Origin of the sequence: Oerskovia flava, assembly GCF_026163685.1 — a bacterium.
Taxonomy (GTDB): Bacteria; Actinomycetota; Actinomycetes; order Actinomycetales; family Cellulomonadaceae; genus Oerskovia_A; species Oerskovia_A flava.
This window is the reverse complement of sequence record NZ_JAOXSR010000011.1, coordinates 173,101-185,319: the sequence shown is the minus strand read 5'-3', so window position 1 is coordinate 185,319 and position 12,219 is coordinate 173,101. Positions and strand designations below refer to the sequence as shown.

At 72.8% G+C, this 12,219-nt stretch carries 11 protein-coding genes; all 11 read right to left on the bottom strand.

The window, feature by feature from the left end; translation table 11 throughout:
• Positions 1-460 precede the first annotated feature (460 nt).
• Positions 461-1,729 carry a tyrosine--tRNA ligase gene (gene tyrS / locus OHL10_RS16825; protein ID WP_265523385.1) on the bottom strand — a complete coding sequence of 423 codons (1,269 nt, stop codon included), beginning with the start codon at positions 1,727-1,729 and terminating at the stop codon, positions 461-463.
• Between the two features lie 170 nt (positions 1,730-1,899).
• Positions 1,900-2,577, bottom strand: coding sequence for a DNA-3-methyladenine glycosylase (locus OHL10_RS16820; protein ID WP_425499033.1), 678 nt, complete (start codon positions 2,575-2,577; stop codon positions 1,900-1,902).
• Positions 2,578-2,741: 164 nt separating this feature from the next.
• Entirely contained in the window at positions 2,742-3,323 is a 582-nt protein-coding gene (locus OHL10_RS16815) for a uridine kinase family protein (RefSeq protein ID WP_265523384.1), read from the bottom strand.
• Between the two features lie 55 nt (positions 3,324-3,378).
• Positions 3,379-4,812: an argininosuccinate lyase gene (gene argH / locus OHL10_RS16810; protein ID WP_265523383.1), complete on the bottom strand. Its 1,434-nt coding sequence runs from the start codon at positions 4,810-4,812 to the stop codon at positions 3,379-3,381.
• Positions 4,813-4,857: 45 nt separating this feature from the next.
• The gene (locus tag OHL10_RS16805; protein WP_265523382.1) at positions 4,858-6,087 is read right to left on the bottom strand and encodes an argininosuccinate synthase; all 1,230 of its coding nucleotides are present in this window, start codon (positions 6,085-6,087) and stop codon (positions 4,858-4,860) included.
• 58 nt (positions 6,088-6,145) lie between these two features.
• A complete protein-coding gene (locus OHL10_RS16800; protein WP_265523381.1) occupies positions 6,146-6,673 on the bottom strand; it encodes an arginine repressor in 528 nt (175 codons plus the stop codon).
• Positions 6,670-7,602: an ornithine carbamoyltransferase gene (gene argF, locus OHL10_RS16795; RefSeq protein WP_265523380.1), complete on the bottom strand. Its 933-nt coding sequence runs from the start codon at positions 7,600-7,602 to the stop codon at positions 6,670-6,672. The genes OHL10_RS16800 and argF overlap by 4 nt, the downstream gene beginning before the upstream one ends.
• A 1-nt stretch (position 7,603) precedes the next feature.
• Positions 7,604-8,893 carry an acetylornithine transaminase gene (locus OHL10_RS16790; RefSeq protein ID WP_265523379.1) on the bottom strand — a complete coding sequence of 430 codons (1,290 nt, stop codon included), beginning with the start codon at positions 8,891-8,893 and terminating at the stop codon, positions 7,604-7,606.
• Positions 8,890-9,858: an acetylglutamate kinase gene (gene argB / locus OHL10_RS16785; protein ID WP_265523378.1), complete on the bottom strand. Its 969-nt coding sequence runs from the start codon at positions 9,856-9,858 to the stop codon at positions 8,890-8,892. The genes OHL10_RS16790 and argB overlap by 4 nt, the downstream gene beginning before the upstream one ends.
• Positions 9,855-11,066 (bottom strand): bifunctional glutamate N-acetyltransferase/amino-acid acetyltransferase ArgJ, encoded by a 1,212-nt coding sequence (argJ, locus tag OHL10_RS16780; protein ID WP_265523377.1) that lies wholly within the window; start codon positions 11,064-11,066, stop codon positions 9,855-9,857. Before argJ ends, argB begins: the two co-directional genes overlap by 4 nt.
• Positions 11,063-12,139 carry an N-acetyl-gamma-glutamyl-phosphate reductase gene (argC, locus tag OHL10_RS16775; protein ID WP_265523376.1) on the bottom strand — a complete coding sequence of 359 codons (1,077 nt, stop codon included), beginning with the start codon at positions 12,137-12,139 and terminating at the stop codon, positions 11,063-11,065. The genes argJ and argC overlap by 4 nt, the downstream gene beginning before the upstream one ends.
• Positions 12,140-12,219 lie beyond the last annotated feature (80 nt).

Genomic DNA, 12,219 nt, shown 5'->3' with positions numbered 1-12,219 from the left:
CCACAACGATGACCACCAGACACCCGACGAGGGATATTGGCATTGACTATCAAGCACACTGTTGAGTTCTCAAACAACCGACACACACCGACTCAGACCCGCCCAGCGGACCCTCACTCGGGGCAACCCTTCAAACTTACCAGACCCGCGGACCTGGTCCAAACCCGCTCCGACCTGCAGAGCATGGATCCGACCGTGTCCAGGTTCCAGCGCCCCTCGCTGGGCGCACGGGGAACCGTGCGCTTCCTTCGAGAGGGTGGACCGCCCGTGGGACCAGCCACCGGGACCTTCCTCATCAGAGGTGATCTCTTCGGTGTCTGTTCCTCCCTGCCGGGCGAACGAGTAGAACACTACGCACGTGGGGGCCCTCGGTCAATCCGGTGTGTGGTGACCCCGACCACACCCGGCGACGGCCGGCGCAGGACCTGGTCCTGAGCCGGCCGTCACCGTGCATGGGGCGCTAGCTCGTGGGTTCCGCGCTGGCCACCGCGAGCGTGCGCTTGCCGCGGCGGAGCACCGCGAACCGCCCGTGCAGGAGGTCGTCGGCGGCGAGCACTGCGTCGTCGGCGGTGACCTTGACGTTGTTGACGTAGGCACCCCCCTCCGCAATGGCGCGCCGCGCGGCGGCCTTGCTCGGGACCAGACCGCTCTCGACCAGCAGGTCGGTCACCGCCGCACCCGCCTGCGTCGCGACCCGGGGGAGCTCGGCCACCGCCGCACCGAGGGTCTCGGCATCCAGGTCACGGATCTCGCCCCGGCCGAAGAGTGCCTGGCTCGCCGCGACGGCGGCCTGAGTGGCTGCGGCGCCGTGCACCAGTGTCGTCACGTCCGTCGCCAGCACCTTCTGCGCCTCACGGGCCGCGGGCCGCTCCTCGACCGCTCGTTCGAGCTCGGCGATCTCAGCCCGTGAACGGAAGGTGAAGATCTTCAGCCAGCCGATCACGTCCGCGTCGTCGGCGTTGACCCAGTACTGGTAGAAGGCGTACGGGCTCATCATGTCCGGGTCGAGCCACACGGCCCCGCCCTCGGTCTTGCCGAACTTCGTGCCGTCCGCCTTGGTGATCAGCGGCGTCGTGAGGACGTGCACCGCGGCGCCCTCGGTCTTGCGGATCAGCTCGACACCCGCGAGGAGATTGCCCCACTGGTCGTTGCCGCCGGTCTGCAGGCTCACTCCGTGCCGGCGGAACAGCTCGAGGTAGTCGACGGCCTGCAGGATCTGGTAGCTGAACTCGGTGAAGCTGATCCCCTCCTCGGAGCGGAGGCGGCGCGCGACCGTGTCCTTGGCCAGCATCGTGCCGAGGCGGAAGTGCTTGCCCACGTCCCGCAGGAGGTCGATCGCCGACAGACCCGAGATCCAGTCGAGGTTGTTGACGACCCGGGCCGGGTTGTCACCCTCGAGATCGAGGAAGCGGGAGACCTGGCTACGCAGCCGGTCGGTCCAGTCCGCGACGGTCTCCTTGGTGTTGAGCACCCGCTCCCCCGACTGCCGGGGGTCGCCGATCATGCCGGTCGCCCCACCGACGAGCGCCACCGCACGGTGCCCGGCGAGCTGGAGGTGGCGCAGCAGGAGGAGCTGCACCAGGTGCCCGTGGTGCAGGCTCGGTGCGGTCGGGTCGAAGCCGCAGTAATAGGTGATCGGACCCTCGGCCAGCGCAGCACGCAGCGCGGCCTCGTCGGTGGACTGCGCCACCAGGCCTCGCCATTGCAACTCGTCGAGAACGTCGTCCACTACTGCTCCTTCGTCGGGTGCGGGCGGACGCGATCGCGACGACCCGCACAGGGAACGGGCCCGACCGGCCCGCACGACTAGTCTGCCCTGTCCGGCGACCGCCGGCCCACGCGTCCATCACCCGCGTCCATCACCCGAGTCCACCCGACGCGACGTCAGCCGGTCGCCCGTCAGCGCGAGCGCCGACCCACCGGTCGGTACGCAGAGACGGTGGGGTCGCCGATGAGCCACATGCGCCACGGGTAGAGGTCACCGCGGCCGCCCTCGCCGGCCACCCCTACCCGGGGGCCGCTCGCGACCGAGGGCCGGTGCCCGTCGGTCGGACGGTGCAGGACGACCTCGCCCTCCGGGTCCGTGACGTCGCCGCCGTAGTGCCGCAGGTCCAGGTCGAGCGCGACGGCCGTCCTGGCGGGGCCGCGGGCGATCTGCCGCTCGGAGTCGCACACGCCCGAGGCGACACGGCGTGCTCTCGCCAGCTCGACGCCGTCGGTCACCTCCCCCGCTCGCACGAGGACGGCCGCGGCGTGGCCGACCGGCCCGCACACGATGTTGACGCAGTGGTGAAGACCCAGGTGACGGTAGACGTACAGCGAACCGGGTGTGCCGAACATCGCCCGGTTGCGCTCGGTGCGCCCGCGGAAGGCGTGGGAGCCCGGGTCGTCCGCCCCGGCGTAGGCCTCGACCTCGGTGATCCGGAGCGTGACGTCACCGAGCGCGCTGCGCCGGGTCAGGCTCGCCCCGAGGAGGTCGTGCGCGACGTCGAGCACCGGACGTGCGAACCACCCCCGTCCGGGGACGTTCCAGCGGCCGACCGCGTCGTGCACGGAACGTTCCCGCGCGCTCCCCACGTAGACCGACACCGACCCCGGTCCGGGGCTCGGGCCGGTGGTCGCGCTGCGCTCGCTCACGACGTCTCCTGTCCGTGGTCCGGCACGGGCACGGTCCGCGCTCGCCCGCAGCGCCGACCTGTGGCCCGAGGGTACGCCCTCGGCCCTCCGGGTGCCATGACCGGTCAGCCGTGCACGACCGCTCCCCACCCGTCGAGACGGACGTCCGCTCGCCGCGCCGTGGCCTGCTCGCGGTAGACCTCCCGCTCCTCCTGCATCCACGCGACCCAGTGCTCGTGTGCGTCCTGGCCGTCCCGGTCGAGACCCCGGGCCAGCCGCACGTCGTCGTCGGCCTCGACCCAGACGAGCAACGTGGTGAGGTCCGCGAAGCGCCGGGCGCCCGCGCCGCAGCCCTCGACCACCACGGAAGGAGCCCGCGGCACGTCGTGCCACTCCGCGAGCTCACCACGCTCCCAGTCGTAGCGCTGGTACCGCCCGGCCCGCCCGGCGGCCAGGGGGTCGATCACCTGGTCGGCGAGCCGCACGACGCCGACGCCCAGACCGCTCCATCCCTCGTAGAGGTCGTCCATGTGGATCACCTGGGCCGGCAGCGCCGCCGCGAGCTGGGCGGCCAGCGTCGTCTTGCCCGAGCCCGCAGGTCCGTCGACGAGGACGAGACGCACCGCGTCCGGTCCCGTACCCAGGTGCGGCGCACCGGACCGGACGCGTGCGACGAGGTCGTCGAGGACGGCGGGAGACACGCTCACGACGTCGCCCGCCGGCACCTCGAACGAGACCTGAGCACGGGAGGCACGGACCCGGTCAGCCCTGCGCCCAGTAGCGGTACTCCGCCGAACGGACCTTCGCCTCGGCGAGCTGCTCGGCCACCCTGGCCGGTGCCGTCCCCCCGACCGCGTCGCGCGACGCGAGGGAGCCGTCGACCGTGAGCACGTCCCGGACGCCGGGGGCGAGGTGCTCCGAGATCGCGCCGAGGTCGTCGTCGGTGAGGTCCCACAGCTCGATGCCGCGCTCCTCGCAGTACCGCACGCACGCGCCCGCGACCTCGTGCGCGACCCGGAACGGCACGCCCTCGCGCACGAGCCACTCCGCGACGTCGGTCGCGAGCGAGAAACCCTGCGGTGCGAGCGAGGCCATACGCTCGGTGTCGAACGTGAGGGTGGCAACCATCCCGGAGAACGCGGGAAGCAGGACCTCGAGGGTGTCCACCTGGTCGAAGACCGGCTCCTTGTCCTCCTGCAGGTCGCGGTTGTACGCCAGCGGCAGACCCTTGAGAGTCGCGAGCAGCCCGGTGAGGTCACCGATCAGGCGGCCGGCCTTGCCACGCGCGAGCTCGGCGACGTCGGGGTTCTTCTTCTGCGGCATGATGCTCGACCCGGTAGAGAAGGAGTCGTGCAGCCGCACGAATCCGAACTCCTTGGTCGCCCAGAGGATGACCTCCTCCGCCAACCGGGACAGGTCCACCCCCACCATCGCGGCGACGAAGGCGAACTCGGCCATGACGTCGCGTGCCGCGGTGCCGTCGATCGAGTTCTCGACCGGCCCGTCGAAGCCCAGCTCGGCCGCGACCGCCGCCGGGTCCAGACCGAGGGAGGAGCCCGCGAGGGCGCCCGAGCCGTACGGCGAGCGTGCCGCGCGCACGTCCCAGTCGATGAACCGGTCCACGTCGCGCAGCAGCGGCCACGCGTGGGCCAGCAGGTGGTGGGCCAGCAGCACCGGCTGGGCGTGCTGCAGGTGGGTGCGGCCCGGCATGGCCGCGCCCGGGTGGGCGTCCGCCTGGTCGACGAGCGCGTCGACGACGTCGAGCACGAGCCCGGCGATCGAGCGGGCCTCGTCGCGCAGGTACATCCGCGTGAGCGTGGCGATCTGGTCGTTGCGCGACCGGCCCGCCCGCAACTTGCCGCCCAGCTCCACGCCGGCCCGCTCGATGAGGCCGCGCTCGAGGGCCGTGTGCACGTCCTCGTCGTCGTCGGCCGCGACGAACGCCCCCGACGCGACATCCGCACGCAGGCGGTCGAGCGCGGCGAGCATGCCCTCCAGCTCGTCGTCGTCCAGCAGACCGGCGGCGTGCAGCACCTTCGCGTGGGCGCTCGACCCCGCGATGTCCTGGCCCGCCAGCCGCCAGTCGAAGTGCGTGCTCTTGCTGAGGGCCGCGAGCGCGTCGGACGGCCCGCCGGCGAAGCGCCCGCCCCACAGGCTCACGCGTCCGCCCTCGGTGGGGTCGTTGGTCTCAGTCATCGGTTCTCCGCAGCAGTCGTCAGGGGTAGATGTGCCGAGGCGTCCTCAGAGGGAGGCCGACCCGAAGTCCACACCGTTGCCGAACTTCTCGTCCCGTGCCGCCGCGAGCTTCGCGGTGAGGCCGTAGATCTCGATGAAGCCCTTGGCCTGGGACTGGTCGAACGAGTCGCCCTCGTCGTACGTGGCGAGGTTGAAGTCGTAGAGGCTCGCCTCGGAACGCCGGCCGGAGACCGTCGCGCGCCCGCCGTGCAGGACGAGACGGATCTCCCCCGTGACGTAGCGCTGCGTGTCGTCGATGAACACGTCCAGCGACTTCTTCAGCGGGCTGAACCACATGCCGTCGTAGACCAGCTCGGTCCAGCGCTGCTCCACGCCGCGCTTGAACCGGGCCTGCTCGCGCTCGAGCGTGACGTTCTCCAGCTCCTGGTGCGCGGCAATGAGCGCGATCGCGCCCGGCGCCTCGTAGATCTCGCGGGACTTGATGCCCACGAGCCGGTCCTCGACGATGTCGATGCGACCCACGCCCTGGGCGCCGGCACGACGGTTCATCTCCTGGATGGCTTGCAGCGGGGTGACGGCCACCCCGTCGAGGGCCACGGGGACGCCCTGCTCGAACGTGATGACGACCTCGTCCGCGACGGGCGGGAAGGTCGGGTCGTCCGTGTAGTTGTACACGTCCTTGGTCGGCGCGTTCCAGATGTCCTCGAGGAAGCCCGTCTCCACGGCGCGGCCCCAGACGTTCTGGTCGATCGAGAACGGGTTGTGCTTGGTCGTCTCGATCGGCAGGGAGTGCTTCTCCGCGTAGGCGATGGCCTTCTCGCGGGTGAGCGCGAGGTCGCGCACGGGCGCGATGGTCTTGAGCTCCGGGGCGAGCGACGTCGTGGCGACCTCGAAGCGCACCTGGTCGTTGCCCTTGCCGGTGCAGCCGTGGGCCACCGTCGTGGCGCCGAACTGGCGGGCCGCCCGCACGAGGTGCTTGACGATGACGGGGCGCGAGATCGCCGAGACGAGCGGGTAGCGGTCGAGGTACAGACCGTTCGCGCGCAGCGCCGGCATGCAGTACTCGGTCGCGAACTCGTCGCGGGCGTCCGCGACGTAGGCCTCGACGGCGCCGCAGTCCAGGGCGCGCTGACGGATGACCTCGAGGTCCTCGCCGCCCTGGCCGACGTCGACGGCGACGGCGACCACCTCGCAGCCGGTGGCCTCGGCGATCCAGCCGATGGCGACAGAGGTGTCCAGGCCGCCCGAGTAGGCGAGCACGACGCGATCAGTCATGACGATCTCTTCCTTGCGTTGGTGGGGTGGGTCAAGTGTGTCAGGAAAGGTGCCCGGCTCAGGGTGCCGGGGCGGTGCTGGACAGGGCGAGGAAGCGGTGCGCGAGCTCCTCGCCGCCGTCCGGGTCGCGGGCGACGACGAGGACCGTGTCGTCCCCGGCGATGGTCCCGAGGACCCCGGTGAAGACCGAGTGGTCGATCGCGGACGCCAGGAAGTTCGCGGCACCCGGCGGGGTGCGCAGGACGACGAGGTTGCCCGACGCCTCGGCCGAGACGAGGAGCTCGGCGCACAGGCGGGCGAGCCGCGCGGCGAGGTACTCGGTGTCCGCGGCCGCCTGGACGCTGCGGTCACCCCCCTCCCCCGGGACGGCGTACACGAGCGAGCCCGAGGACGTGCGCACCTTCTCGGCGCGCAGCTCGATGAGGTCGCGCGAGAGGGTCGCCTGGGTGACGCTCACGCCGTCGGCCGCGAGCGCCTTGGCGAGCTCGGCCTGCGAGTGGATCTCCTGGTGGCGCACCAGCTCCGCGATGCGGGCGTGGCGCGCCGCCTTGGTCCCGGGGACCCCCGCCGCACCGAGGGTCGTCACGAGCGCTCCAGCAGCCACGTGAGGAGCGCCTTCTGCGCGTGCAGGCGGTTCTCCGCCTCGTCCCAGACGGCCGACTGCGGGCCGTCGAGGACCTCGGCGCTGATCTCCTTGCCACGGTAGGCCGGCAGGCAGTGCAGGACGATCGCGTCGGGCTTCGCGTGGGCCATCAGGGTGGCGTCGACCTGGAACGGGACGAATGGCAGGGCGCGCTCGGCGGCGGAGTCCTCGTCACCCATGGAGACCCAGGTGTCCGTCGCGACGACGTCCGCGCCCGCGACCGCGTGCGCCGCGTCGTCCGTGACGAGCACCGAGCCGCCCGTGCGCTCGGCGACGCGCCGGGCGTCGGCGAGGACCGCGGCGTCGGGGAGGTAGCCCTCGGGTGTGCCGACCCGCACGTGCATGCCCGCCGTGGCGCAGCCGAGGAGGTAGGAGTGCGCCATGTTGTTCGCACCGTCCCCCACGTAGGCGAGCGTCTGTCCCGCGATCGCGTCCACGCCGCCGCGCAGCTGGGCGATCGTGAGGAGGTCCGCGAGGATCTGGCAGGGGTGGAACGAGTCGGTGAGCGCGTTGACGACCGGCACGGCGCTGACCGCAGCCATCTCCTCGATGCGGTCCTGGCCGTAGGTGCGCCACACGAGGGCCGAGGTCTGCCGCTCCAGGACCCGCGTCGTGTCGGTGATCGACTCGCGGACGCCGATCTGGGCGAGCCGGCCGTCCACGACGAGCGGGAAGCCGCCGAGCTCGGCGATGCCGGTTGCGAACGACACCTGCGTGCGCAGCGTCGGCTTGTCGAAGAGCACGGCCACGGCCTGGGGGCCGCGCAGCGGGGTGCGGACGAACCGGTCCTGGCGGAACGCGAGTCCCAGTTCGAGGACCTCGCGCTGCTCCGCCGTGGTCAGGTCGTCGTCGCGCAGGAAGTGGCGGGGCATCTCAGGCCTCTCCGGGGGTCGGGACGTCGGGCAGCGACGCGAAGAACGCGACGACGTCGCGCACCTGGTCGGTCGTGAGGATCAACGGGGGGGCGAGCCGGATCGCGTCCGGAGCGACAGCGTTGACGATGAAGCCGGCGTCGAGCGCCAGGCGTGCCACCTCGGCGGCGACCGGACGGGTGAGCTGGACGGCGAGGAGCAGTCCGCGGCCGCGGGCGCCGGCGACCAGCGGGTTGGCGCACCCAGCGATGCCGGTGCGCAGCGCCTCGCCGACCGCGCGCACGTGGGCCAGCAGCCCGTCGCGCTCGATGACGCCGATGGTCGCGAGCGCCGCGGCGGCCGCGACGGGGTTGCCGCCGAACGTCGTGCCGTGCTGGCCGCGGCCGAGCAGGGTCGCCGCGTGCGGCCCGTAGGCCACGACCGCGCCCACGGGGAAGCCGCCGCCGAGGCCCTTGGCGAGGGTGACGACGTCGGGCACGATGCCCCCGCCGAGCTCCGGCTGCTGGTAGGCGAACCACGAACCGGTCCGGCCGATCCCGGTCTGCACCTCGTCGAGGACGAGGAGCGCTCCGTGACGCTCGGTGAGCTCCCGGGCCGCCGCGAGGTACCCGGGCGGCAGGGACCGGACGCCGGCCTCGCCCTGCACGGGTTCGACGACGAGCGCCGCGACCTCGCCGCGCGCCTGCGTCGCCTCGGACGAGAACGCGTGGGCGAGGGCCGCGGTGTCGGCGAAGGGCACGAACTCGACCCCGCCGGGCAGCGGCTCGAAGGGTTCGCGGTAGGCCGCCTTGGACGTCAGCGCGAGCGCGCCCATGCTGCGTCCGTGGAAGCCGCCCTCGAGCGCGAGGACCCGGGTGCGCGTCCCCGGCCCGGCGGTGCCGGTGGAGTGGCGCCGGGCCATCTTGAACGCGGCCTCGTTGGCCTCGGTCCCGGAGTTCGTGAAGAAGACGCGGGAGCCCTCGGGAGCCTCGGCGAGCGCCAGGAGGCGCTCGGCGAGCGCGATCTGCGTCGGGGTCGCGAAGAAGTTCGACACGTGACCGAGGGTGCCGAGCTGGGCGCTGATCGCCGCGGTGAGTGTGGGGTGGGCGTGCCCGAGGGCGTTCACCGCGATCCCGGCGAGCAGGTCGAGGTACCGCGTGCCGTCGGCGTCCCACACGTAGGCGCCCTCGCCGCGCACGAGGACCCGCTGCGGCGAGCCGAAGGTGTCCATCACCGCGTGGGAGTACCGCGCGGACCAGTCGCCGCCGGAGCCCGCGACCGCGCGGGTCGTGAAGGTGTCGAGCTCGCTCATGACGGCACCACCATCGTGCCGTTGCCCTCGGTGGTGAAGACCTCGAGCAACAGCGAGTGCGCGACGCGCCCGTCGATCACGGTGGCGGCGGGCACCCCGCCCTCGACGGCGCGCAGGCACGCCTCCATCTTGGGGACCATGCCGGACTCGAGGGAGGGCAGGAGCTCCGCGAGCTCGGTCGCGGTGATCTCGCTGACGAGCGAGCCCTTGTCCGGCCACGAGGTGTACAGCCCTTCGACGTCGGTGAGGACGACGAGCTTCTTGGCGCCCAGCGCGACGGCGAGCGCCGCGGCGGCGGTGTCGGCGTTGACGTTGAGGACCTGCGTCGGGTCCTCGATGTCCGGGGCGATCGTCGAGACGACCGGGATACGACCGGCGTCGAGCAGGTCCTGGACCGCCGACGGGTGCACCTCGACGACGTCACCGACAAGGCCGACGTCGACGGGCTCGCCGTCGACGACCGCGTTCCGGCGGCGGGCCTGCAGGAGCCCCCCGTCCTCGCCCGAGAGCCCGACGGCGAGCGGTCCGTGGGCGTTGATCAGCCCGACGAGCTCGCGCGAGACCTGGCCCGTGAGCACCATCCGCACGACGTCCATCGCCTCGGGGGTCGTGACGCGCAGGCCACCGCGGAACTCGCTGGCGATGCCGAGCCGGTCGAGCATCGCGGAGATCTGCGGGCCGCCGCCGTGCACGACGACGGGGTGCAGCCCGACCTGGCGCAGGAAGACCATGTCCTGGGCGAACGCGGCCTTGAGGGTGTCGTCGACCATGGCGTTGCCGCCGTACTTGACGACGACGAGGGCGTCGCGGAACTCCTGGAGCCACGGCATGGCCTCGAGGAGGACCTCGGCCTTCTGGTCGGGCCGCAGGTCCGTGCGCGGGTTGAAGACGAAGTCGTCGGGGACGGGCGGCAGGTCACGGACGGGCGCAGGTGCGGGCGTCGGTGCGGGGCTGTCGGTGCTCATGAGGAGTAGGCGCTGTTCTCGTGGACGTAGTCGTGGGTGAGGTCGTTGGTCCAGACGGTCGCGGCCGCGTCGCCCGCGTGCAGGTCGATCTCGACCTGCACCTCGCGCGCGGCGGCGAGGTCGACGAGCTCGCGCGGCTCCCCCACTCCCCCGGCACGGCACACCTGCACGCCGTTGACGCGGACGTCGAGGGCGAGGGCGTCGAACGGGGCGACATCCTCGGGCACGGTCCCGACCGCGGAGACGATCCGTCCCCAGTTGGCGTCGTTGCCGAAGATCGCCGTCTTGACGAGGTTGGACCGGGTGACGGCCCGTGCGACCGCGACGGCAGCGTCCTCGCTGGTCGCGCCCACCACGGTGACGGCGACCTCGTGGCTCGCGCCCTCGGCGTCCGCGACGAGCTGGCGTGCGAGCGAGCCGCAGGCCTCGGTCAGGGCGTCGGTGAGCGCGGCGGCGTCCACCGGCACCCCGGACGCGCCGGAGGCGAGCAGGATCACGGTGTCGTTCGTCGACATGCAGCCGTCGGAGTCCACGCGGTCGAGCGTGGCCCGGGTCGCGGCGCGCAGCGCGGCGTCGGCGGTCGCGGCGTCGACGACGGCGTCGGTCGTCAGGACGCACAGCATCGTCGCGAGGCCCGGGGCGAGCATCCCGGCGCCCTTGGCCATCCCGCCGACCGACCAGCTCGCCGCGCCGTCCGGGGCGGCGGAGTCGGCTGCCGTCCGCACGACCTCGACGGTCTTGGCGACGGTGTCGGTGGTCATGATCGCGAGCGCCGCGTCCTCGCCGCCCGTCGTCGCGGAGGCGGGGTCGTCCAGGGCGGTGGCCGCGGCGTCCACGCCGGCGAGGAGCTCGGTCATGGGCAGGCGCACGCCGATGAGGCCGGTCGAGCACACGAGGACGTCGCCCGCGGAGGTCGCGAGCAGGTCGGCGACGTGCTCGGCGGTACGGTGCGTGTCCGCGAAGCCCTCGGGACCCGTGCACGCGTTCGCGCCGCCGGAGTTGAGCACGACCGCGCTCGCGCGACCGTCGCTCACCGCCTGCCGCGTCCACGCGACGGGCGCGGCGAACACGCGGTTGGCGGTGAGCACGGCTGCGGCGACGTCGAGGGGTCCGTCGTTGACGACGAGCGCGACGTCGCGCGCCCCGGTGGACTTGAGCCCGGCGGCGACGCCGGCGGCCCGGAAGCCGCGGGGCGAGGTGACGGTCACGGTGCGACCCCTTCGGTCGTGAGACCGGCCGTCTGCGGCAGGCCGAGGGCGATGTTCATGGACTGCACCGCGGCGCCCGCGGTGCCCTTGACGAGGTTGTCGATCGCGGTGACCGTGACGACCCGCCCCGCAGCGCGGTCCACGGCGACCTGCACGAGGGCGGTGTTGGCGCCCAGGGTCATCGCCGTCGTCGGCCACTGCCCGGCGGGCAGGAGCTGCACGAACGGTTCGCCCGCGTAGGCCTGCTCCCACGCCTGGCGCACCTGGTCGTCGGTGGCGCCCTCGTGCCCGGGCGCGAGCCGTGCGGTCGCGGTCGCGAGGATGCCCCGTGCCATGGGCACGAGCGTGGGCGTGAAGGAGATGGTCACCTCGGACGCACCCGCCGCGCGGAGGTTCTGCGCGATCTCGGGGATGTGCCGGTGGGTGCCGCCGACGGCGTAGGGCTGGGCGGAGCCGAGGCCCTCCGAGGCCAGCAGGTGCGTCCTGAGCGAGCGGCCCGCGCCGGAGTAGCCGTTGGCGAGCACCGCGACGAGGTCGCGACCGTCGACGAGCCCGGCCGCGATCCCGGGCTGCAGGCCGAGGGTGACGGCGGTGACGTTGCACCCGGGGACCGCGATGCGCCGCGCGCCGACCAGGATCTCGCGCTGCTTGGTCTCGCGCGCCTGGGCGCCCGGCTGCTCGGTGAGCAGGAGCTCGGGCAGGCCGTAGGGCCACGTGCCCGCGTGCTCGGAGCCGTAGAACGCCTCCCAGTCCGTCGCCGAGGTCAGCCGGTGGTCGGCACCGAGGTCGATGACGAGCACGTCGTCGGGCAGCTGTGCGGCGATCTCGCCGGACGCGCCGTGCGGCAGGGCGAGCACGACGACGTCGTGGCCGGCGAGGTGCTCGAGGGTCGTCGGGAGCAGCACCCGTTCGGCGAGCGAGCGCAGGTGCGGCTGGTGGGCGCCGAGCGGGCTGCCCGCGTTCGAGTGGGCGGTCAGCGCACCGATCTCGACGTCGGGGTGCCCGGCCAGCAGGCGGAGCGTCTCGCCGCCCGCGTACCCGGAGGCACCGGCGACCGCCACGGTGATCGTCATATGCAGCACTATACATACTTATGCAGACACCGGGCACACCACCCGGGCCGGTCATGCGCAGCCGGGCACCCTAGGCTGGG

Coding starts and splice junctions, on each gene's coding strand:
- OHL10_RS16805 (WP_265523382.1), bottom strand. CDS start 6,087: ATGACTGATCGCGTCGTGCTCGCCTACTCGGGCGGCCTGGACACCTCT.
- argH (WP_265523383.1), bottom strand. CDS start 4,812: ATGACTGAGACCAACGACCCCACCGAGGGCGGACGCGTGAGCCTGTGG.
- argF (WP_265523380.1), bottom strand. CDS start 7,602: ATGCCCCGCCACTTCCTGCGCGACGACGACCTGACCACGGCGGAGCAG.
- argC (WP_265523376.1), bottom strand. CDS start 12,139: ATGACGATCACCGTGGCGGTCGCCGGTGCCTCCGGGTACGCGGGCGGC.
- OHL10_RS16790 (WP_265523379.1), bottom strand. CDS start 8,893: ATGAGCGAGCTCGACACCTTCACGACCCGCGCGGTCGCGGGCTCCGGC.
- argB (WP_265523378.1), bottom strand. CDS start 9,858: ATGAGCACCGACAGCCCCGCACCGACGCCCGCACCTGCGCCCGTCCGT.